The following is a 24,036-nucleotide window of genomic DNA, read 5'->3' as shown; positions in this document are numbered from 1 at the left end:
TTACTATTGAAAGCGTTTTAATATTGTTATTAAGAAAACGAGGGGGTGCCATATGGGAATTCAAAAGAATGTGGAAGCGGTATCATTTTCTGAAGGAAATGAAGTACAAAGAGAATCTTTCGCTTCTAAAATTATGAATGTAAAAATCGGTGTTATACCTTTACCGTTATATGTAGTATTGGCTGCTATTATTTATGGGGCATCTGTATATAATAAATTGCCAGCAGATATGATTGGTGGATTTGCAGTTATTATGATCATGGGGATTTTCTTAGGCGATATTGGGATGAGAATTCCAATTTTAAAAAATATCGGCGGTCCAGCAATACTTTCGTTATTTATTCCATCATTACTTGTATTTTTTAACTGGATGAATCCAGCTTCAATGGAAGCTGCGACTATGTTAATGAAAAAATCGAACTTTTTATATTTATATATTTCTTGTTTAGTAGTCGGAAGTATTTTAGGAATGAACCGTAAAGTGTTAGTACAAGGTTTCGTTCGCATGTTTATTCCTTTAGTAGTAGGGACGTTAGCTTCTGTAGCAGTAGGATTATTGGTCGGTTCATTATTTGGATTTGAAATGAAGCACACATTCTTCTTTATCATCGTACCAATTGTGAGTGGTGGTATCGGGGAAGGGATTTTACCATTGTCGCTAGCTTATAGTGATATTTTAAATGAATCATCAGCAACGTTTGTATCACAGCTTATTCCAGCAGCTATTATTGGAAATATGTTCGCAATTGTAAGTGCAGGGTATATGAAGCGTTTAGGTGAGAAGAAACCGGAGCTTAGTGGTAACGGTGTATTAGTGAAAACAGACAACCAAGCAGAATTATTAAAAGAACAAAATACAGAGAAGCCAATTGACTTCTCATTAATGGGAGCAGGTTTATTAATTGCGTGTACGTTCTTTATCTTCGGAGGATTTGCTTCTAAGTTCATCGGTATTCCTGGGGCAATCATTATGATTTTCTCAGCAGCGCTTGTGAAATACTTTAAATTAATGCCAGCAAAAATGGAGCAAGGGGCATTCCATTTATATAAATTTATTTCGAAGAATTTAACTTGGCCTTTAATGGTTGGATTAGGATTGCTATATATTCCGTTAAAAGACGTAGCAGCAGTTCTTTCAGTAGGATATGTTGTTGTGTGCGCATCGGTTGTTCTTACAATGGTAGCATCAGGTTTTCTTGTAGGGAAAGTGATGAAGATGTATCCAGTTGAATCGGCGATTGTAACTGGATGTCATAGCGGTTTAGGTGGAACTGGAGATGTTGCTATTTTATCGGCTTCAAATCGTATGGAATTAATGCCGTTCGCGCAAATTTCGACTCGTTTAGGCGGGGCAGCAATGGTTGTAACGGCGACAATATTATTAAAGATGTTTTCATGATCAAACAAGCTAGCTATATTCATATAGCTAGCTTGTCAAATTAAGGGGAGATTATAAGTATGTTAGCAAATCAAATTAATGAAAGATCATTGTTATTGCATAAAGAATTAGTAGGGAAAATTGAAATTACAAGTAAAGTTGAGGTAAATTCAGCGGATGATTTAAGCCTGACGTATACACCAGGTGTAGCGGAGTCTTGTAAGGCAATTGCAGCAGATGAAGAAACGGTGTATGACTATACAGCACGTGGCAATATGGTGGCAGTTGTTTCAGATGGAACAGCGGTACTCGGCTTAGGAAACATTGGACCGAAAGCGGCTATGCCTGTTATGGAAGGAAAAAGTATTTTGTTTAAGAAGTTTGCGAATGTAGATGCTTTCCCATTATGTTTAGGCACAACGGATGTAGATGAAATCGTTACCCTTGTAAAAAATTTAGAGCCTACATTTGCAGGGATTAATTTAGAAGATATTGCAGCACCGCGTTGTTTTGAAATTGAAAAACGATTAAAAGAAGAAACGAATATTCCTGTATTCCATGATGATCAACATGGAACAGCAATTGTCGTTTTAGCAGCTGTTATTAATGCATTAAAAGTTGTTAGCAAACAAATGGATAATGTGAAAATTGTTATTAACGGTGCGGGTTCGGCAGGAATTGCAATTGGAAAATTATTATTAAAGGCTGGTGCAAAGCACATTACGCTAGTTAGCCTAGAAGGTATTGTTTGTGAAGGTGAAACATGGATGAACGAAGCACAAATTGAAGTTTCAAAAAAGACAAATCGTGAACATGTGCGTGGAACGTTAAAAGAAGCGATTAACCAAGCTGATATTTTTATTGGCGTATCTGCTCCTAACGTATTAACGAAAGAACTTGTACAGACGATGAATGAGAAAGCAATTGTGTTTGCAATGGCGAATCCAATTCCAGAAATCTTCCCTGAGGATGCATTAGAGGCTGGGGCAGCCGTAGTAGGAACTGGGCGCTCGGATTATGTGAATCAAGTAAATAATGTATTGGCGTTTCCCGGAATATTCCGCGGTGCGTTAGATGTGCGCGCAACTGATATTACAGAAGAGATGAAATTAGCGGCAGCATATGGGATCGCTAACATCATTACTGATGAAGAACGTAATGCGAATTATGTAATCCCGAATCCATTAGATAAAAGAGTTGTTCCAAGTGTTGCGGAAGCAGTAGCGAAAGCAGCTATTGATTTAGGCGTGGCACAAATTACGAAAATACCACGTTATTAATAGCTAAAAGCAGTGCCTAAAAGGCACTGCTTTTTTGAGATAAGAAATCAAAATAATGAAGAAGTGTAGAATTATTTATGTTTCTTCACTATTTATTTAATTCCATTGCAACTTGTTTACCATTCACTAAAACCTCAGTTACTGCTACGATTACTTCTATCATTTTTTTCATCTCTCATCTCTCCTCGTTCATTTCTTACTTTAAGTATAAGAGAAGAGAGATAATTCAACTATCGAAGTACATGACGTAGAAATTACATTGTTGTAAGAAAGTTGTTTATTTTTGTCACTTTACTCAGCGGTGATTACAAACTGATCATAATATTTTTCATTCACATATATATTTAATAACCATAATCCAGATGAAGGTAGTGACATAGCGAGAGGGAGTTCGCTTGTAGTAGAATTGATTGTATTTGAAGTAGTCCAAGTTTGTTTGGAAATTTCTTTTTGAAAGAGTACTGGTGTTGGAGTTACAGATCCTTGTTTTAGCGCAATAATAGACAATTTTCCAGTTGGTATTTCAGAATCTAGAAAGTACCACATTATTTCATTTTGTTCATTTGCGATAATAGGACTATCAGCCATTGCGATTTTTCCTTCGATGCCTTTTAAAGGTATTTTTCCGTCTATGAATGAGGGTGCTTCTTCCCAATTTACATCTTTTAAAACACTAAGATGAAAGAAGGAAGGTGCGTTCACTTGATTGGACGTTGCGACAGCTTCAGTTTTAGATGCTTTTGAATCAGGTTGTGCTTGTGTGCATCCAGTGAGGAGGAAGGAGAGAAGTAGCATAGTTCCGATTTTTTTCATGGTGCCACACTCCTAGTTTTTATTGTTAGTGTAATTGTATTTGCTAGAAGGCGGGACAATTCCTTTAAAATGTCAAAAGAGGTCGTAAGTTTTGTACGACCTCTTTTGACATTTTGTATCCCGTAAAAGCCCGATTGGTGTAGGTTAATAATCAGTGGGAGATAGCCCCACTAATTAAAGTTTCATTTTATATTTGTTCCGTTGTATAGGTTGGTTCGGTTTCTTTTTGGGGCATCGTCAAAAAAATAACGGATAGAACGATACATATGCCGCCTAATAATTGATATGCTCCAAAAGATTCACTTAGCCAAGTGATTGAAACGATGGCAGCTACAAGGGGTTCAATGCTAGATAAAATGCTTGTTTCTGTTGCTGCTAAATATTTAAGACTACCGATATACAGAAGGAAAGAAAGGGTACCACTAATAATGATAAGAATAAGCATAGAAAAAGTTTTTAGTGTAAAGGTTTGTGAAAATTGATTCCACCCGAATGAATGATTATAAATAAGTAGTGCAATTCCTCCGATTAACATCCCCCAACCAATTACTATAGTTGTTCCGCATGCTTTAATAAGCGAAGCTGGATGAAGGGTATAAAATGCAAATCCAATTGCTGTTAATAGTCCAAAAATAATAGCTTCTTTAGATAAAACAATATTTTCAATTGAGCCATTTGTAATAATAAAGTATGTTCCTATTAGCGCGGCTATAATTGCGAATAGTTGCATGGAAGCAGGGAATTTTCTTTGTTCAAATGCAACATACATGGTAATAAGAACAGGACCTAGAAATTGAAATAGCGTTGCTGTGACCGCGTTACTAATATGAACCGTTTCGATAAAGGCGTATTGCGCACCAAGCATGCCGAGAATAGAGAAAATAATAAGTTGTATAGAATATCTAGGGTGTTTCCAAATTTGAAATATGTTTTGTTTCTTTATAAGTAAGAAAGACAAAATAAATATTCCTGCAAGTAACAATCGAATTGTTAAAAAATCAATTGAGGATACATTAGTATGCTGAAATAGCCACTGAATCATTGGACCAGATAATCCCCATAATGTAGCCCCTGTAATAATCATAATGAGTCCGATACGTCTACCATTGTTCATTATCATGTTTCTCCTCTCCGGTATTTGATTTTTGATGTGTGACATGATAAAAGGAATTATATATAAAATCTGGTACTGTAAAAAGTATTAGATTTTAGTTTTATTAAGGGGTCAGATATTATGTTAGAATTAACGCCTAATTTAAATGTGAATAGTAAAAAGGCATTGTATGTGCAATTGTATGAGTATATAAAAAAAGAGATTAAAGATGGATCGATTGTCCCTTTTACGAAATTACCGGCTAAGCGAAAGTTAGCGATACATTTACAAGTAAGTAAAAATACAGTAGAGGCAGCCTACGAACAATTACTTGCAGAAGGTTATATTGAATCGATATCGAGAAAAGGTTATTTTGTATGCAAGATTGAGCAAATGGTTCATGTAGAGGATAGCGAAGAGAGGATAGAAGAAGTCCCGTTTCAGGAGAAGCGTTATAAATTTGACTTTACACAAACAGGAATTGATACAAATGCTTTTCCATTTAATATGTATCGGAAAATTGTAAATGAAGTATGGCAACCGCATAATAACGAACTTCTCTTTCTAGGACACCCTCAAGGGGAAGCAAGCTTAAGAGAAGAGATTACAAATTATTTGTATGAATCTAGAGGTGTGCGTTGTTCAGCTAGTCAAATTGTATTAGGAGCGGGAACACAAATATTAGTGAAACTATTGTTTCAATTGTTAAAGGAAAGCAATTATGCAGTTGAAAACCCAGGGTATCATAGGAAGATGGTTGTTTTTGAACAGGGAGAAGCAAGAGTCAAAATGTTATCTTTAGATAGAGATGGAATTTGTATTGCAGATTTAGAAAATAGCAATGCGAATGTTGTATTTGTTACACCTTCCCATCAGTTTCCATCTGGAATGATTATGCCTATTACGAGAAGGATGCAGCTTTTACAATGGGCAAAGAAAGAAGAGAACAGGTATATTATTGAAGATGATTACGATAGTGAATTTCGTTATTCTGGAAAGCCTATACCGGCGCTGCAAGGGTTAGATACAGAGGGGAAAGTTATTTATATGGGGACGCTATCTAAAGCATTATTGCCATCGCTACGGATGAGCTATATGGTGTTGCCGAAGAAATTAATTAAAAAGTATCAACAGCAATATTTATTTTATACACAAAGTGTTTCAAGAATAGATCAAGAAGTGATTAGAAGATTTTTAAATGAAGGATATTGGGAAAAACATATTCATAAAATGCGTGTTGTCTACCGAAAGAAGAGAGATAGACTTGTTTTTGAAATAGAGAAGTATTTCTCTAATCGTGTTGAAGTGATAGGAGAAGATTCCGGATTACACATTTTATTAAAAGTGCATAATGGAATGCGGGAAGAAGAATTAATTCAAGAAGCTGCGAAATATAGTATTAAAATATATCCTGTGTCTACGTACTATAAAGACGGTACGGCGCCTGAGAGTGTAGTTTTACTTGGGTTTGCGATATTATCAGAGGAAGAGATTGCGAAAGCGATTCAATTATTACACACGGCATGGTTTACAAGAAAGTAAAAAACATCCTCCAAACATGAGGATGGTTTTTATTATTTATTTTCATCTAAGAATAAGACCATATGCTCTTCGTCCCAATATTGTCCGTTATATTTTAATGAACGTTCTTGTACACCGAATGTTTTAAAACCTAATGATTCATAAAGTTTTTTCGCTCCATCGTTGCCAACAACAACATCAAGCATAACTTGTTCTACTTCTAAAGATTTAGCAAGCTCAAGACATTCTTTAATAAGTGCTTTTCCTGCTCCAAGTCCGCGTGCTTTTGGAGATACATATACAGAACCGATTTTAGCTTTATGTTCTTGTTTTACATATGGTTTCGTTTCTAGTGTTGCAACCCCGATTAATTTTCCATCTTTAAATGCACCTAGCGTATAGTTTTCATCTTGTGCTAATTTTTGTGCTTTATATTCAATCGCACACTCTTTATTAATAATATCTTCATAAGAAGAGCTGAATGCTTCAGGGTTTTGCTTTAATCCTTCTACGCGAAGTTCTAAGTAAATTTCTGCTTCGTCTTTTGTTAATACATGGATATCCAATTATATCACCCTCCAAATCTTTGCAAATGTACCTTTATTTTATATTGAAATAAGAATAATTTCAAAAGCTTAGCTTATATGAGCTGTTTTTATGAACAAAATAACACCAGTAGTGTTTACTACTACTGGTGTTTTCACACGCATATTATTCAAAAGGTAGCTCGATTATAAAGTTTGTTCCCGCTCCTAATTGGCTTGTTACTAGAATAGAACCGTTATGCAATTCTACAATTTCCTTTGCAACAGCTAGCCCGATGCCTTTTCCGCCTGTAGCTCGTGTTCTAGATTTATCAACACGATAAAAACGGTCAAAAATATGCGGGATATCTTCTTCAGGAATACCTTCACCTTCATCTTGTACACTTATTGTAAAAGAATCTGTTTCCATGAGTACACGTATCGTAATGGATGTGTTTTCTGGCGAATGTTGATAAGCGTTGTGTAATAAATTTAACATAACTTGTTCCATACGTCTTTCGTCTATACAAACTTCTAAATCATCTTTGCAATATACATGAAGTTGCATTTGCTTATTCGTTAATGTTGTTTTTGTTTTTTCAACCATTCGTTCTAAAAATGGCTGAAGAAGCACTTTTTGTTTTTTTATAACAAATTGGTGTTGTTCTAATTGTACAAGCATAAATAAATCTTGGACGAGATCGGTTACACTATCCGTTTCATCCTCAATGATTTGTAAGTATTCTTCTCGCTCCTCTTTTGTTAAAGAGTCTCTCTTTGCTACCTTTGCATAACCTTTCATATAGGTCAATGGAGTTAATAGTTCATGAGCGACACTAGCGAGAAATTCATTGCGCCCTTTTTTCATATACGTAAGTTCACTCGATAAATCTTCAATTGTTTTTGCTAAACTTCCGAGTTCATCATTCCGTTTAATACCTAATTGAATTGGCTTATTTAATTTTGACATTTTTTCTGTCGCTCTCTTCATTTTTACAAGTGGTTCTGTAATAACGCGTGAAAAAACAAAGACAGAAATTGTTGTTAAAATAATTGTTAAAACGCTAATGATAAGAAATTGGTTCATGAGTTTAAGTAACATATTTTCTAGGAAAGATGTTTTTAATAGCATATATAGCTTTCCTTGAAACTTTGTTGTGTTAAGTGGGCTTACTGTTGTGATGAACTTTGATTTTTTCCAGTTCCTTTCAACGACCAATCCGCCGTCTGGGACAGTTTCTGTTTTACAAGTAAGTTGTTTTTGCATATCTTTTGTTACGGGTTCTGAGGTGGAAATAATTTTGCCGTTATGGTCAGTAATAATGATAGCTATATCGGAGTTAGAAATTGATTCCGATTCAACTAAGTGTGCAGCCTCATTCGTAATATCGAATTCAGGATACACAGGGCGTTTAGGACTTTTATTATGTTCAGCGTGTTTCATTTCTTTATAATATTCATCCCGTCTCTCGCGGCTTTTTATTTTTTTACTATAGCGATTACCTTTCTCTAAAAGAGCATCTGTTTCCTCTACAATACGCATTTTTGAAAGGCTTTTATAAAAAGATACGAAAGCAATTGTTTCAATACATAAAGCTAATATTAAAAAGTATGTCCCAATTTTAAGGGAAAGTTTACTCATTTTTTCACCATACCTTATTCATAATAAAGAGTCAGTGGTATACGATTTCCCACTGACCGAAGTAATTATTCACTTTTCCATTTATATCCGACTTTATAGACCGTTTCTAAGTAATCTTCAATTGGAAATCCTTTTTTGCGTAGTTTATCACGGATATTACGAATGTGTGAATCAATTGTTCTATATTCGATATCTGTTTCATAGCCCCAAATTTTTTCGATTAAATCATCTCGGCTATAAGCACGGTTTGTATTTTGCAAAAATAGTCCGAGTAACGAAAATTCGATAGGAGTTAATGAGATTTTTTCATCATAAACTGTGACAGTATGTTTCGTTTTATCCCACTCAATACCATTGAAACTAACAAAGCCATCTTTTTTTGTACGGCGTAATATAGCCTCGATTCGTGCGACTAATACATGCTCATCAAATGGTTTTGTAATATAATCATCTGCGCCCATCGTGAGGCCTTTCACCATATCGTAGTTTTGATTACGAGCTGTTAACCTAATGATAGGAACATTGGAAATTTGACGAATTTGATAGCAAGTATCCCATCCATCCATATTTGGCATCATAACATCTAATAAAATAATATCGAATTCTTTTTGTTCGATTAAATTTAGTGCTTCAAGGCCAGAGGTAGCTTTCATGCAAAAATAGCCGCGAGGGCTTAAGAACAGATCTAATAATCGTAACATACGTTCTTCATCGTCTACTAATAAAATTTTTACCATAATCTTGTGCACCCCAAACTGTTCATTCTACTTGTATAGTTTACATGAAAATAATAAAAAACTCTTTTTATGTGATTGAGTGGAAGAGTTATTTTTCGCTCAGAGTAATTGACATAAAAAATGCACTAGTTTTGCACAACTATTTTTTATAATAGAAAACGTAGCGACACAAAATACCCTATGTTGCGACATAACGTCATGTCATTTTATTTATAAAATGACAATTCCATTCTATTGTGTATGTGAGATAGAGAGGGTTTTCGTATTCACCTCGCATCGGATAAGAAAAATTTCCTATCTCACACTTTTTTTTAAAGGAGATCATACACATGAATTCAAAAGAAGAAATTTCAAAAAAAGAAAAGCAAGATCGTAATACGGTTGTCATGTGTGTTGCCGTATCTATGATTATTATTATAAGTTGCGTAAATAAAATTTTGGGGATTTTATAATATAAAAAAGCTGATTGCTTCTTAAGGAGCAATCAGCTTTTTTCATTGTTAGGGGAGTATTCCTATATGATAAACCAAGGTAAAATTGCTAACCCAGAAGTTACAATTGCTGTAGTAAATATTAAAAGCATAGCTCGTTTGTTTTGTTTCATATCACATTCTCCTCTACATATCAAGTACATGCGATCAGCGTGGGATGTAGTTCCCCACTGAGTAAAGTTTCACTTTATATTTTTAGTATAATGAATGGTAAGGATTGGTACGATCGATAAAGGTGACATGAAGATTACATTGTTGTAATGCAAAAAAACATCTTTCTTATTAAGAAAGATGTTTTTGGAAAACTACCCCGCTATTTGTGGGCAGTAACTCCCACCTTAAAATTCAGCGAATGCGAGGGAGTTAGGTGGGCGATAACTGCCCGTAAAAGCCCGATTGGTTCAACTAATACTCAGTAGGGAATGGAAAAAAACACTGAGTAAAGTTTCACTTTATATTGAAGTATTAATCATTTAAGAACAAAACCATATGTTCCTCGTCCCAATATTGACCATTGTGTTTTAATGAACGCTCTTGTACGCCGTAAGTTTGGAAACCTAATGACTCATATAATTTTTTTGCACCAACGTTACCAACTACAACATCAAGCATGAGTTGTTCTACATGTAATTTATCGGCATTTTCAATAATTGCTTTAATTAGAGCTCGTCCTGCTCCGAGACCACGTGCTTTTGGGGAAACAAAAACGGAGCCAATTTTTGCTTTATGTTCTTGTTTAATAAATGGTTTTGTTTCTAAAGTAGCGATACCAATTAAATCATTATCTTTGAAGACACCTAGAGTATACTTATCCGGATTGCTTAATCGTTTAGCCATAGCAGCCACAGGATTTTCATGTTTAAGAACATCTTCATAAGAAGAGCTAAAAGCTTCCGGATTCTTCGTTAAACCTTCCATACAAACTTTTAAATATATTTCTGCGTCCTCTGTTGTTAATAAGCGAATTTCCATAGTTGTAACCTCCCTGGTGGATTTCAAATAAATCCATTACTTTTATAAGATTGAGTATATGTTTTGTTAGTATTCTCTTTTAATTTGTAAAAGAATGAAAAGATATATGCTACAATGTTTTGTTTTAATTATGTAATGAAATTATATATTAACTTTGTTAACTATTCAAGTGTTTAATATGTTACATTTTTATAACTAAAATAACTCCTCGATTGAGGAGTTATTTTTTAAACATTGGATTGATAGCCATCAATTCGTTTTGGATGTGTGTAAATATTACAAGATTCATTTCTAATAAATCCTACGACTGTAATGCCTAAATCATGGGCAAGTTGCAATGCCAGTTTTGTTGGAGCGGATTTAGATAGAACAATTTCACATCCGATTTTTGAAACTTTGAGTAAAATTTCGGATGAAATACGTCCGCTAAATGCGATGATTTTTCCTTTAATGGATATATCGTTACGCAAACAATGACCATATATTTTATCTAATGCATTATGTCTTCCAATATCCATTCTTGATAGGAGGATATTGTTTCGATCACATAGCGCGGTATTGTGAACACCGCCAGTTTGGCGAAATGTAGTAGAAGATTGTTGCAAGGTATTCATTAAGTGAAAGCATTCTTCAGGAGTAATTTTTACATGTATATCATGTAAGTCTTTTGCTTTTGCTGCGTCGTTTACGAAAATAAAACCTTGTCTACCTTTTCCGCAGCAAGAAGTGATGTATCGTTTATTATATAAAGTTTGATAGAGCGGATTCACTTTTGATGATTTTACATGGACAATTCCGTTATCTTTTTGAACCCATAGTTCTTCAACATCTTTATAGGAAGAAATAATCCCCTCAGAAATTAAAAAACCAATTACCATATCTTCAATATAATTTGGTGTGCATACGACTGTTACATATTCTTCACCATTCAACTTAATAGTAATAGGAGATTCTGTAACAATCTCATCAAGCTGTTTTGAAAATGTACCAGATTGATAGCGTACAATTGTATAAGTCTCTTGCGTAGGCCCCATATTAAATTCCCCTTTTATATGTATTTCTCTCCCACATTTATCATAAAACAATGGAAAAAATAAAAACACCTATTAACAAGAAGATCACAGATTATTTTGGTTATTATTGTATATGTACGATATAATAGAACTGTAGAATAGTGATAATTTCAAGCTTTCGTAGTTATACCTTATAACATCTAGAATCGACTTCATAAGAAAGTATTTGGGTAGAGCGTTTCAAAAATATGTACAGTAATGCGATTTTGAAAACGGATTCATAATTGTGTTGTACAGTTGGTTGTAAGGAGAGGGGAAACTATGGCAGAACAGACAGTCCGTGTAACCGTCGATGGTAAAGAATTTTTTGCATCAGGTGAAAAGACGATACTACAATTATTTAACGAGAGTAATTTGGAACATCCTCAAATTTGTCATGTACCAGAAGTAGATCCAATTCAAACTTGTGATACGTGTATTGTAGAAGTAAATGGGAAGTTAATGCGTGCTTGTTCAACGAAATTAGAGAATGGTATGCATATTGAAAGACAGTCCCAGCGTGCAAAAGAGGCACAGACTGAGGCAATGGATCGGATATTAGAGAATCATTTATTGTATTGTACTGTTTGTGATAACAATAATGGTAACTGTAAAGTCCACAATACAGTACATATGATGGGAATTGAGGAACAGAAATATCCGTATGAGCCGAAAGTAAGTGCGTGTGAAGTGGATATGTCACATCCATTTTATCGATATGATCCAAATCAATGTATTGCTTGTGGGCAGTGTGTAGAAGTATGTCAAAACTTACAAGTGAATGAAACTATATCGATTGATTGGAGCTTAGACCGTCCACGTGTTATATGGGACAATGGTGTAAGTATAAATGACTCATCTTGTGTAAGTTGTGGGCAGTGTGTAACAGTATGTCCATGTAATGCGTTAATGGAAAAAACAATGCTGGGTGAAGCTGGATTCATGACAGGATTGAAACCGGATGTGTTAGATCCGATGATTGATTTTGTAAAGGATGTAGAACCTGGATATAGTAGTATTTTAGCAGTTTCAGAAGTAGAGGCTGCGATGCGTAAGACGAAAGTGAATAAAACAAAAACAGTTTGTACATTTTGTGGTGTAGGTTGTTCATTTGAAGTATGGACGAAAGACCGCCACATTTTGAAAGTACAGCCTGTTTCAGATGCGCCGGTTAACGGTATTTCCACATGTGTAAAAGGCAAATTTGGATGGGATTTTGTAAACAGTGAAGATCGCATTACGAAGCCATTAATTCGCCAAGGAGATATGTTTGTTGAAGCTTCATGGGAAGAGGCTCTTGAAGTTGTTGCATCCAATATGCAGCATATTAAATCAGAATATGGAAGTGATGCATTTGGGTTTATTTCTTCTTCGAAAGTAACGAATGAAGAAAATTATCTTATGCAAAAACTAGCCCGTCAAATATATGGAACAAATAATGTAGACAACTGTTCCCGTTATTGTCAATCTCCAGCAACAGACGGTTTATTTAAAACTGTCGGTATGGGCGGGGACGCTGGAACAGTGAAAGATATTGCGGAAGCAGGCCTTGTCATTATCGTTGGAGCAAATCCAACAGAAGGACATCCTGTACTTGCAACGCGTGTAAAACGTGCACATAAATTACATGACCAAAAATTAATTGTGGCAGACCTTCGTAAACATGAAATGGCAGAGCGTGCGGATTTATTCATTCATCCGCGCCAAGGAACTGATTACGTATGGCTCGCTGGTATTACGAAATATATTATTGATCAAGATTGGCACGATAAAAAATTCATAGCTGAAAATGTGAAGAATTTTGATGAATATAGCAAAATGGTAGAAAAGTATACGCTTGATTATACAGAAGAAATCACGGGGATTTCGAAAGAAAATCTGAAAGAAATGGCTCGTATGGTATATGAAGCAGATGGTACTTGTGTACTTTGGGGAATGGGTGTAACTCAAAATACTGGAGGAAGTACAACTTCAGCAGCAATTTCAAATCTATTGCTTGTTACGGGTAACTATCGTCGTCCTGGTGCAGGAGCATACCCATTACGCGGACATAATAACGTACAAGGCGCTTGTGATATGGCAACATTACCAAACTGGCTTCCAGGTTACCAAGCGGTTTCAGATGATGCGCTCCGTGTGAAATTTGAAAAAGCATACGGTACTACAATTCCGAAAGCACCAGGCTTAAATAATATTGCAATGTTACTTGCGGCAGATGAAGGAAAACTGCGTGGTATGTATGTTATGGGTGAAGAAATGGCTTTAGTAGATTCGAATGCCAACCATGTACAACATATTTTAGCGAATTTAGATTTCCTTGTTGTTCAAGATATGTTCTTATCGAAAACAGCTCGTTTTGCTGATGTTATTTTACCAGCGGCACCAAGCTTAGAAAAAGAAGGAACGTTTACAAATACAGAGCGCCGCATTCAAAGATTATATGAAGTATTGAAGCCGCTTGGTGATTCAAAACCAGACTGGTGGATTTTACAAAAAGTTGCTCGTGCACTAGGCGGGGATTGGAATTATGAAAGTCCAAGTGAAATTATGGACGAAATCGCGTCACTTGCACCGTTATACTCTCAAGCAACGTACGACCGTCTAGAAGGATGGAATAGTTTATGTTGGGGTAGTCATGATGGTAGCGATACACCGCTATTATATGTAGACGGATTTAACTTCCCAGATAAACTCGCTCGTTTATCATTAGATGAATGGATACCACCAGTTGTAGCGCCAGATGAGTATGATTTACTTTTAAATAATGGACGTATGTTAGAACATTTCCATGAAGGGAATATGACGAATAAATCGGCTGGTATTTTATCTAAAGTATCTGAAGTGTTCGTTGAAATCTCCCCGGAACTTGCCCTAGAGCGCAATGTGAAAGATGGTGGTCTTGTAGAATTAGCATCACCATTTGGGAAAATTAAAGTACAGGCACTTGTTACAGATCGTGTAACGGGGAAAGAGCTATATTTACCGATGCATGCAACAGTAAATGAAGAGGCAATCAATATTTTAACTGGAACGGCGACAGATCTTTATACGTGTACACCAGCGTATAAACAAACGATGGTAAAGATGCGTGTACTACGTGAAAAAGGGAATCGTCCGTTACCATCTTCAAACCCGAGAGATAAAAAGCGTAATCCGCAAAATGGTGTTGAAATCCAGCAAAAATGGCAAAGAAAACAATACGTATCACTTGTGGACTAGGGGGCGGAGATAGTGGCGAAAGAAATTACTGTAATTAAAAAGAAAGTTGTAACAGAGGAAGAACAGAAACAGCAAGTAGCAGATGAACTTCTAAATGAGTTATCTAATAATCGTGAAGCAGTAGAAGAAACGATGCAGCTTTTAGCACAGTTGCAGAAGGCTGGTATATTAGATGCAGCAATTAGTTTACTTGCTGCGAAGGAAGATGTTTCAAAAATCGCTGTGGAGCAATTAAATCGTGAACCAGTTAAAAATGCACTCAACAATATGATGGGGGCAGGAGAAGCGTTATCTTCAGTTGATCCAGAAATAACGAAGCAAATTACGTCAAGTTTAGTTACAGGATTGCAATTTGCAACAGATGAATTAAATAGTGGTAAAAAAACAAAAGTAATGGATTTCTTTAAAGTATTAAAAGATCCAGATATCAATAGAGCTATTACATTCGGTTTTAGCTTCTTGAAAGCATTTGGACAAGGCCTAGAGAAAAAATAGAATAAATGAAAAAGTGATGGGAAGTAGCCATCACTTTTTTCATTATATGTATAAGAGTGTTCATGTTAAGCGGAATATATTATTATTAAAAAGATGGATTAGAACTTGAAATATGGAATCCATCTCAAATACCGTTTTAGAATTTGGAGGAATATATGCAACACCGTAAAAAACTATCTATACCAGGAGTAATGAGACATTCCTTTCAAACAGTTAAATTTGCTTTTTGGAATGTATTAACTTTTCAACTTGTTTATAAATTATTAGCAGCGATTGTGTTTGTTCCACTATTTGGAATCATTTTTAATAAGTTATTGTATTTTGCTGGTTATGCAAATGCGACAAATGATGAATTATTAGCGTTTTTAAAGACGCCTTATGGCATCTTAGCAATCGTAATTTTATCATTGTTAGCACTGTTTCTTATCTTTACAGAATTTGCGGTGCTTATTATTATTTCGTATTTCGCTCATAAAAGACAGAAGGTGAAATTACGTCCGATTTTATATAAAACGGTAACGTATTTACCTACTCTTTTCACATATTGCTTACCAGGATTTATTTTATATTCTGTCGTATTGTTGCCTCTTTTAAATATGGGATATGAAACGGCGTTAATCCCGCAAATTCAAATTCCTAACTTTATTACAGGAGAACTGTTTAAGACAACGATGGGACAAGTTGGTTATTACACGTTCTTTGCTGTAGTCGCGTATTTGAATCTTCGATGGATTTTCGTTCTACCCATTGTTGTTTTAGAGCAAAAACCATTTCGCGTGGCAGCACGTAAAAGTGCAACTTTAGTAAAGGAAAGCTTTTTTAAAGTACTATTCTTTTTAGTAGGATTTTTTATTTCAATTGGAATTGTATATGTCGTGTTTTTGGGAATATATTTATTGTGCCTATGGGGTGTTTATGAATTTACAAACCCGAAAGGAACATTTGCATTATTAGCTGAATCAACGATTTCTGTATTTTTAACGAGCACATTGTATTTATTCAGCTTTATCGTGACGCCATTTTATATTATGGCGATTACGCGATTATACTTACAAAAGGTACCGGTTGAGGATGTTTTATTAGAAGAAGGATTAGATTATTCGAAAACGAAAGCAGATAAATGTTTCTTCCAAAAACATCGTTGGAAATTCATTGGCGTATACATTGTAGGAATTATTACTGCCGGAATGGTCGTTGCTTTCATTGTAACGTTTATTTCAAATTCATATAAAGAACCGATTATTATGGCGCACCGCGGGTATATATCAAAAGGTGTAGAAAATACGAAAGAAGCTGTGCAAGGTGCTATTGATGCAAAAGCAGACTACGCTGAAATAGATGTATTACAAACGAAAGACGGTGAACTAGCGGTTATACATGATTTGAAGCTGAAACGTCTCGCAAATGCCAATGTGCATGTGTCAGATTTAACGATGGCTGAGTTAAGGCAGCTTACCCTTAGTCAAGATGGACTTTCAGGACAAATAAGTACACTTGATGAAATCATTAAGCTAGCAAATGGCAAAATCAAACTTAATATAGAAGTGAAGCTTCATGGGGGCGAAAAAGATTTTGTAAACAAAGTCTTAAAAACGATTAAAGATAATGAATTTGAGAAGCAATGTGTAATTCAAACGTTACACTATCCACTTATTAAAGAGTTTAAGCGTGCAAATCCAGATATAAAAGTAGGGTATATATTGTATGCAAGTAGAGCTAACTTAAAGAATGTGAAGGCTGACTTTTACGTAGCAGAAGAATATATGTTAAATAAGAAGTTAGTAAAAGAAGCAAGGAAGTTAAACAAACCAATTTACGTATGGACAGTAAATGATATGGAAAATTTAAAGGCATATTATAAGTTGAACGTAGATGGTATCATAACCGATTACCCTGAAGATGCACGTGAAACAATTAAGATGTTAAAAGAGCAAGAAGCGGAAGAAAGTGATCTGTTTGATAAAATTACTGAAACGACAGATGATTTATTTTCTAAGTTATTTATAAGTTACCCAGCTGCTAGCTAAATGCTAGCAGCTGTTTTTTTTTTTTGAAAAGAATATATCTCTAAAGTATTGAGTAAAATAATAACTGTATATGTATACGTTATCGCTTAGGTTTCTTACATTGTTAAATTATTGTCAAATAATAAAAGGTTGCTGTTTATTTTGAAGAGGTATAATAAAAATAGAGTGATAGATAATGAAATGTCACGAAACCCCCAATAGAATCAATGTTTTACATATTTACACTATTCTAAATATATAAACTTTATAAAAATGGTATGTTAGCGTTTTCATAACTTTTAAGTTATGCTAGAATAAGGACATAAGTTATTAATTATTACAAAAAGAAAAAAGAATCTCTTTTTTCTGTTAATTATAAGGGGGCATTTCATTATGCGTATTGGGGTACCAGCAGAAATTAAAAACAACGAAAACCGTGTGTCAATGACACCAGCAGGTGTTGTACATTTAATTCGTAACAATCACGAAGTATTCATTCAAAAGGGTGCAGGTTTAGGGTCTGGTTTCACAGACGCTCAGTATGTTGAAGCGGGAGCAAAAATTGTTGATACAGCTGAAGAAGCTTGGAACATGGAAATGGTTATGAAAGTTAAAGAACCAATTGAAAGCGAATACAAACACTTCAGTGAAGGCTTAATCTTATTCACATACTTACACTTAGCTCCAGAGCCAGAATTAACAAAAGCTTTAATCGAGAAAAAAGTTGTTTCTATTGCATATGAAACAGTACAATTAGAAAATCGTTCATTACCATTACTTGCACCTATGAGTGAAGTAGCTGGTCGTATGGCTGCACAAATTGGTGCACAATTCCTTGAGAAAAACAAAGGCGGTAAAGGTATCTTACTTGCAGGTGTTCCAGGGGTTAAACGTGGTAAAGTAACAATCATCGGTGGTGGACAAGCTGGTACAAATGCTGCTAAAATTGCAGTTGGACTAGGTGCGGATGTAACAATCATCGACTTAAGCGCAGAACGTCTTCGTCAATTAGATGACATTTTCGGAAACCAAGTAAAAACTTTAATGTCTAATCCTTACAATATTGCAGAAGCTGTTAAAGAGTCTGATCTTGTAATCGGTGCAGTATTAATCCCAGGTGCAAAAGCTCCAAAACTTGTAACAGAAGAAATGATTAAATCAATGGAACCAGGTTCTGTTGTTGTAGATATCGCGATTGACCAAGGTGGTATTTTCGAAACAACTGATCGTATTACAACTCATGATAACCCAACTTATGAAAAACACGGCGTTGTTCATTATGCAGTTGCAAACATGCCAGGTGCGGTTCCACGTACATCAACTCTTGCATTAACAAACGTAACAGTACCATATGCAGTACAAATTGCTAACAAAGGCTACAAAGAAGCTTGCCTAGGCAACACTGCACTATTAAAAGGTATTAACACATTAGATGGCTATGTAACATTTGAAGCAGTTGCAGAAGCTCACGGTGTAGAGTACAAAGGTGCTAAAGAATTATTAGAAGCAGAAACAGTATCTTGCTAATAGAAGCATTATACAAAACAAAATCGAACAATATATAAAACAACATGATAAGAGCTAAGAGTGAAGATCTCTTAGCTCTTCTTGGCAAAAGGGGGCATACATCGTGGCCAACCTATTTAAAAAGAAATCCGTTACGCAATTGTTAGGGGAAAGTAAAAGTAAAACTTTGACGAAAACGCTAGGGGCATTTGACCTAACAATGCTAGGGATTGGTGCGATAATTGGTACAGGAGTTCTAGTATTAACTGGATTAGTAGCAGCAAGAGATGCTGGTCCAGCAGTTATTTTTTCATTCATGATTGCAGCCATCGTTTGTGGATTTGCAGCATTATGTTACGCAGAGGTTGCTTCTACACTTCCTGTTTCAGGTAGTGTGTACACATACTCATATGCAACAATTGGCGAGTTTGTAGCTCATTTAATGGGATGGACATTACTATCCGTATATGTTGTAACGACTGCCGCAGTAGCTGGCGGATGGACTGGTTACTTCCATAACTTAGTGAGTGGATTAGGGCTTGAAATTCCAAAAGCACTGCTAACGATTCCATCTCAAGGTGGTATGGTGAATTTACCAGCAGTTATCGTTACATTAGTTATAACTTGGTTATTATCAAGAGGTACGAAAGAAAGTAAACGCGTGAATAACATAATGGTATTAATTAAAATTGGTATCGTTGTTTTATTCATTGCAGTTGGTGTATTCTACGTGAAACCAGAAAACTGGATACCATTTGCACCGTACGGTTTAAGTGGAGTTTTCGCGGGGGGAGCAGCAGTATTCTTTGCTTTCTTAGGATTTGATGCATTAGCAACTTCTGCTGAAGAGGTAAAAAATCCGCAACGTGATCTACCGATTGGTATTATCGCTTCGTTAGTCATTTGTACAATCATTTATGTTGTAGTTTGTCTCGTTATGACGGGGATGGTTTCTTATAAAGAATTAGATGTACCAGAAGCTATGGCATATGTGTTAGAAGTTGTAGGACAAGATAAAGTAGCTGGTATAATCGCAATTGGAGCTGTAATTGGTATTATGGCAGTAATTTTTGCTTACATTTATGCAACGACACGTGTATTCTTCGCGATGAGCCGTGACGGTTTATTGCCAGAATCTTTCGCGAAAATTAATAAAAAGACAGAAGCGCCAACATTTACAGTTTGGTTAACAGGAATTGGTAGTGCTTTAATTGCTGGATTTATCGATTTAAAAGAATTGTCGAATTTAGCGAATATTGGAGCGTTGTTAACATTTGCGATGGTTGGTGTGTCAGTTATTATTCTTCGTAAAACACATCCAAAATTACAACGTGGATTTATGGTACCACTTGTACCGATCTTGCCGATTATTTCGATTGCATGTTGTCTATTCTTAATGGTAAATCTACCATTAAAAACATGGATGTACTTCGGTGCTTGGTTAGCAATTGGAGTAGTTGTATACTTTGTTTATTCGAAAAAACATAGTCATTTAAAAGACGATGGAAGTTCGCAGGATAATTTAGAACAAGCTAATTAAAAGGGATATAAGTATAGTAAGCCTTGTGCGTCTAGGGAGCGCGCAAGGCTTTTTCTTTTGTTGAAATAAAGGGGATGTATATTACTTTGTTGAATTTTTATGTCGGAATATGAAAAAAGGGTGGGGGCAAAATGGAAGAAACAAAAGTTGTTGTTGGAGCAGAGGGTTATAATAATAACCCTGGTTGGTTACATACGAATGAAGAAGAATTAAATTTATTACGGAGAGAAACTTGGCTTGATAAATTTCAACCTAATTCTTTATCAGTAATTTTGGCAGAACATGTATGGGAGCATTTATCATATGAAGAAGGAATTGAAGCTGCAAAAATTTGTTATGAGTTTTTAATAGAGAATGGATATATTCGTTGTGCAGTACCAGATGCATTTTTTCCAGATGAAGAATATCAGCAAGGGGTACAAGTAGGTGGACCTGGTCCATTAGATCATCCTGCAGCAAGCCATAAAATTGTTCATAACTATAAAACAATCACGTCCATGTTTGAATCAGCAGGTTTTCAAGTGATGCTCTTAGAATACTGTGATGAGAATGGTAAGTTTCACTATAATGATTGGAATGAGAAAGATGGATTTATTTATCGTTCGAAACGTTTTGACCATAGAAATCGGGATAATCAGTTAGGATTTGTTTCTTTAATTGTGGATGCGGTGAAAAATGAAAAGTAAGTAAAAAGGGGGTGTGCGAATTGTGCATCCTTTTTTGTATGAGAATATAGAGAGTGCGGAAAATATGTATACGACTTATTAAAATGTGAACGGAATGTTCATAAAAAAAATTCAGATTTCATTGACACATATGAGTGGACGCTCATATAATAAGAGTATAAGATATATGAATGATTGTTCATATGTTCAATTAAAGAGGTGAGCTATAATGGCTGGAAATAAAGTAGAAACACCACAAGAGACATGTTCTCAAACGATAATTCATGAAGAAGTTGTAGAGCAAGTAAAACAAACAATTCCAACTGATGAAAGTTTAAGTAAAGTAGCAGAACTATTTAAAGTATTAGGTGACCGTACACGTACGAGAATATTACATGCGCTATTTGAAGCTGAAATGTGCGTTTGTGATTTAGCTTATTTATTAGGAATGACACAATCATCTATTTCACATCAGCTTCGTGTGTTAAAGCAAGCGAAACTTGTGAAGAATCGTAAAGAAGGAAAGGTTGTTTATTATTCGTTAGCTGACCAGCACGTAATTCATATCTTCGAGCAAGCGTTTGAACACGTAAACGAAGAAGAATAAAAGAACGCGAGGAGGGAGAACGATGGCTGAAGCATTGGTGAAAAAGAAACTGATGTTAGAAGGTTTAGATTGTGCGAACTGTGCAATGAAAATTGAAAAAGGTGTTGGGAATATAGAAGGGGTAAATTCTTGTTCTGTAAACTTCGCAACAAAGACAATGATCTTAGAAACAGCACAAAATAAAGAAAACGAAGTTGTTACGGAAGCAAAACAACTCGTTACAAAATTAGAACCGCATATTAAAGTTCAAGAAGAACAAAAAAATAAAATTGCTAAAGAAGTATTTATATTAGAAGGTTTAGATTGCGCGAACTGTGCAATGAAAATTGAAAATAAAGTGAAGGAAATGCCAGCTGTCTCAGAAGCAACTGTTGATTTCGTATCGAAGAAATTACGAGTAGAAGTTGCGAATAAAAGAGAACTAGAAGCGACTGTAGCAAATATAACAAATGTCGTTCAAAAGTTAGAACCAGATGTGAAAGTTGTTCGTGAAGAGAAGAACGGTCATGACCACGGACATAGTCACGATCATGGTGAAGCAAATGTGAAAAAGATGGTAGGGAGATTAGTGGTCGGCGGAATTTTGACAGCAATTGCTGCATTAGCGGGCTTACCACAAATGGTAACAATTCCGTTATTTGTCCTTGCTTATTTATTAATAGGTGGAGATATCGTTTGGAGAGCGATAAGAAACATAACTCGTGGCCAAGTATTTGATGAAAACTTCTTAATGGCAATTGCAACTGTAGGAGCTTTTGCAATTCAACAATATTCTGAAGCTGTAGCAGTAATGCTATTTTATCAAGTAGGAGAACTATTCCAAAGTATTGCGGTAAACCGCTCCCGAAAATCAATTACTTCATTAATGGATATTCGTCCTGATTATGCGAATGTAAAGGTTGGAAATGAAACGAAGCAAGTATCACCAGAAGATGTAAAAATTGGCGATTATATTATCGTTAAGCCAGGTGAGAAAGTGCCGTTAGACGGAAAAGTAATTGAAGGAACATCAATGGTAGATACTTCAGCATTAACAGGTGAATCTGTACCACGTGAAGTAGAAGTTGGAAATGATGTATTAAGTGGCTTTGTGAACCAAAATGGTGTGTTGACAATTGAAGTTACAAAAGAATTCGGTGAATCCACTGTATCAAAAATTTTAGATTTAGTTCAAAATGCTAGCAGTAAAAAAGCACCAACGGAAAACTTTATTACGAAGTTTGCACGTTACTACACTCCAGTTGTAGTTATTACAGCGGCGATCATGGCGTTTATTCCACCACTTATTTTAGAAGGAGCTACATTCTCTGAGTGGATTTATAGAGCTTTAGTGTTCTTAGTAATCTCTTGTCCATGTGCGTTAGTTGTATCCATTCCTCTTGGATTCTTTGGAGGTATCGGTGGTGCATCTAAAAGTGGTGTGTTAGTAAAAGGTAGTAACTATTTAGAAGCTTTAAATGATGTAAAATATATTGTTTTTGACAAAACAGGAACATTAACAAAAGGTGTTTTCAAAGTTACAAAAATGGAACCGAGTGAAGGTACTACAAGTGAAGAGTTATTAGAGTATGCGGCATTTGCTGAAGTATATTCTAACCATCCAATTGCCCAATCTATTCGAAAGGCATATGGAAAATCAATTGATGAAAAAATAATCGATGATTATAACGAAATTTCTGGTCACGGTACAGTCGTAAAAGTACAAGGAAAAGAAATTTTTGCAGGTAATGCAAAATTAATGAGAAAAGAAAATATTGAATTTAAGCAACCAGAAACAGTAGGTACATTAGTTCACGTTGCTGTAGATGGAAGATATGCAGGTTATATTGTTATCTCTGATGAGGTAAAAGAGGATTCGAAACAAGCGATTCAAAAGTTAAAAGAACTAGGTATTAAAAAGACAGTAATGTTAACTGGTGATGCAAAACCAGTTGGTGAAGCTGTCGGTAAAGAATTAGGCTTAGATGAAGTTCATGCGGAATTACTACCGCAACAAAAAGTAGAAGAGATTGAAAAAATTGATGCAGCGAAGCACGGAAAAGAAAAAATTGCCTTCGTTGGTGACGGTATTAACGATACACCAGTATTAGCCCGTGCAGACGTTGGTATTGCGATGGGTGGTTTAGGATCAGATGCAGCAATTGAAGCGGCAGACATTGTTATTATGACTGATGAGCCTTCAAAAATTGCGACAGCTGTAAAAATTGCAAAACGTACAAGAAGTATAGTGTGGCAAAATATCATCTTTGCTCTAGGTGTAAAAGGGATCGTGTTATTACTTGGTGCTTTTGGTATTGCAACAATGTGGGAAGCTGTTTTCTCAGATGTTGGTGTGACACTACTTGCAGTGTTAAATGCAATGCGTGTATTAAGAGTGAAAGATTTATAAAAAAGAGGACGCGACCTGGTATTATCCCCTATAGGTAGACAGTAAAAAAAGAGTCCATCTGATATGATGGACTCAATACTGTTTTATCTGGAGGGGATTTTTTTAT

The 24,036-nt window shown here is 35.4% G+C and carries 19 protein-coding genes; 12 read left to right on the top strand and 7 right to left on the bottom strand.

Annotated features, from left to right (window positions below; all coding sequences use genetic code 11):
- Window positions 1-52: 52 nt before the first annotated feature.
- Both MR169_RS24615 and MR169_RS24610 read left to right on the top strand, forming a co-directional pair.
- Window positions 53-1,399: a 2-hydroxycarboxylate transporter family protein gene (locus MR169_RS24615; protein WP_000512722.1), complete on the top strand. Its 1,347-nt coding sequence runs from the start codon at window positions 53-55 to the stop codon at window positions 1,397-1,399.
- Window positions 1,400-1,458: 59 nt separating this feature from the next.
- Window positions 1,459-2,658 carry an NAD(P)-dependent malic enzyme gene (locus tag MR169_RS24610; protein WP_242320183.1) on the top strand — a complete coding sequence of 400 codons (1,200 nt, stop codon included), beginning with the start codon at window positions 1,459-1,461 and terminating at the stop codon, window positions 2,656-2,658.
- Between the two features lie 291 nt (window positions 2,659-2,949).
- Here the strand turns inward: MR169_RS24610 and MR169_RS24605 are convergent, their stop codons facing one another.
- Window positions 2,950-3,471, bottom strand: coding sequence for a DUF4871 domain-containing protein (locus tag MR169_RS24605; protein ID WP_242320182.1), 522 nt, complete (start codon window positions 3,469-3,471; stop codon window positions 2,950-2,952).
- Window positions 3,472-3,658: 187 nt separating this feature from the next.
- Window positions 3,659-4,585, bottom strand: a complete 927-nt coding sequence (locus tag MR169_RS24600) for a DMT family transporter (RefSeq protein ID WP_001059051.1) — start codon at window positions 4,583-4,585, stop codon at window positions 3,659-3,661.
- 120 nt (window positions 4,586-4,705) lie between these two features.
- On the opposite strand from MR169_RS24600, the gene pdxR reads away from it, so the two are divergent.
- Window positions 4,706-6,106: a MocR-like pyridoxine biosynthesis transcription factor PdxR gene (pdxR, locus tag MR169_RS24595; protein WP_000891926.1), complete on the top strand. Its 1,401-nt coding sequence runs from the start codon at window positions 4,706-4,708 to the stop codon at window positions 6,104-6,106.
- A 32-nt stretch (window positions 6,107-6,138) separates the two neighbouring features.
- Here the strand turns inward: pdxR and MR169_RS24590 are convergent, their stop codons facing one another.
- The 3 genes from MR169_RS24590 to MR169_RS24580 form a co-directional block, all read right to left on the bottom strand.
- Window positions 6,139-6,651 carry a GNAT family N-acetyltransferase gene (locus MR169_RS24590; protein WP_000351212.1) on the bottom strand — a complete coding sequence of 171 codons (513 nt, stop codon included), beginning with the start codon at window positions 6,649-6,651 and terminating at the stop codon, window positions 6,139-6,141.
- A 145-nt stretch (window positions 6,652-6,796) separates the two neighbouring features.
- Window positions 6,797-8,251 (bottom strand): HAMP domain-containing sensor histidine kinase, encoded by a 1,455-nt coding sequence (locus tag MR169_RS24585; RefSeq protein ID WP_242320181.1) that lies wholly within the window; start codon window positions 8,249-8,251, stop codon window positions 6,797-6,799.
- Window positions 8,252-8,316: 65 nt separating this feature from the next.
- The gene (locus MR169_RS24580; protein ID WP_242320180.1) at window positions 8,317-8,988 is read right to left on the bottom strand and encodes a response regulator transcription factor; all 672 of its coding nucleotides are present in this window, start codon (window positions 8,986-8,988) and stop codon (window positions 8,317-8,319) included.
- A 329-nt stretch (window positions 8,989-9,317) separates the two neighbouring features.
- Here MR169_RS24580 and MR169_RS28245 point away from each other — a divergent pair, with 329 nt between their 5' ends.
- Entirely contained in the window at window positions 9,318-9,440 is a 123-nt protein-coding gene (locus MR169_RS28245; RefSeq protein ID WP_001085005.1) for a hypothetical protein, read from the top strand.
- A gap of 504 nt (window positions 9,441-9,944) precedes the next feature.
- Here MR169_RS28245 and MR169_RS24575 read toward each other — a convergent pair.
- Together MR169_RS24575 and fdhD are read right to left on the bottom strand one after the other, a co-directional pair.
- Window positions 9,945-10,451, bottom strand: coding sequence for a GNAT family N-acetyltransferase (locus MR169_RS24575; protein ID WP_000405884.1), 507 nt, complete (start codon window positions 10,449-10,451; stop codon window positions 9,945-9,947).
- A gap of 227 nt (window positions 10,452-10,678) precedes the next feature.
- Window positions 10,679-11,485: a formate dehydrogenase accessory sulfurtransferase FdhD gene (gene fdhD, locus MR169_RS24570; RefSeq protein WP_000529230.1), complete on the bottom strand. Its 807-nt coding sequence runs from the start codon at window positions 11,483-11,485 to the stop codon at window positions 10,679-10,681.
- 300 nt (window positions 11,486-11,785) lie between these two features.
- Here fdhD and fdhF point away from each other — a divergent pair, with 300 nt between their 5' ends.
- From fdhF to MR169_RS24530, 8 genes are all read left to right on the top strand, one after another.
- Entirely contained in the window at window positions 11,786-14,722 is a 2,937-nt protein-coding gene (gene fdhF / locus MR169_RS24565) for a formate dehydrogenase subunit alpha (protein ID WP_242320179.1), read from the top strand.
- 12 nt (window positions 14,723-14,734) lie between these two features.
- Window positions 14,735-15,217 (top strand): helical membrane plugin domain-containing protein, encoded by a 483-nt coding sequence (locus MR169_RS24560; RefSeq protein ID WP_001040540.1) that lies wholly within the window; start codon window positions 14,735-14,737, stop codon window positions 15,215-15,217.
- A gap of 155 nt (window positions 15,218-15,372) precedes the next feature.
- On the top strand, window positions 15,373-17,244 hold the full coding sequence (locus MR169_RS24555) for a glycerophosphoryl diester phosphodiesterase membrane domain-containing protein (protein ID WP_242320178.1): 1,872 nt from the start codon (window positions 15,373-15,375) through the stop codon (window positions 17,242-17,244).
- 372 nt (window positions 17,245-17,616) lie between these two features.
- The gene (gene ald, locus MR169_RS24550) at window positions 17,617-18,750 is read left to right on the top strand and encodes an alanine dehydrogenase (RefSeq protein WP_242320177.1); all 1,134 of its coding nucleotides are present in this window, start codon (window positions 17,617-17,619) and stop codon (window positions 18,748-18,750) included.
- Window positions 18,751-18,853: 103 nt separating this feature from the next.
- Window positions 18,854-20,269, top strand: a complete 1,416-nt coding sequence (locus MR169_RS24545; protein WP_001284890.1) for an amino acid permease — start codon at window positions 18,854-18,856, stop codon at window positions 20,267-20,269.
- A 131-nt stretch (window positions 20,270-20,400) separates the two neighbouring features.
- The gene (locus tag MR169_RS24540; protein ID WP_000393176.1) at window positions 20,401-20,955 is read left to right on the top strand and encodes a class I SAM-dependent methyltransferase; all 555 of its coding nucleotides are present in this window, start codon (window positions 20,401-20,403) and stop codon (window positions 20,953-20,955) included.
- Between the two features lie 208 nt (window positions 20,956-21,163).
- Entirely contained in the window at window positions 21,164-21,541 is a 378-nt protein-coding gene (locus tag MR169_RS24535) for an ArsR/SmtB family transcription factor (RefSeq protein ID WP_000918378.1), read from the top strand.
- 22 nt (window positions 21,542-21,563) lie between these two features.
- Window positions 21,564-23,930, top strand: a complete 2,367-nt coding sequence (locus MR169_RS24530; RefSeq protein ID WP_000796559.1) for a heavy metal translocating P-type ATPase — start codon at window positions 21,564-21,566, stop codon at window positions 23,928-23,930.
- Window positions 23,931-24,036: the final 106 nt, after the last annotated feature.

Source organism: Bacillus cereus group sp. BfR-BA-01349, from assembly GCF_022663795.1.
Taxonomy (GTDB): domain Bacteria; phylum Bacillota; class Bacilli; order Bacillales; family Bacillaceae_G; genus Bacillus_A; species Bacillus_A cereus.
This window is presented reverse-complemented; position numbering and strand designations above follow the sequence as displayed.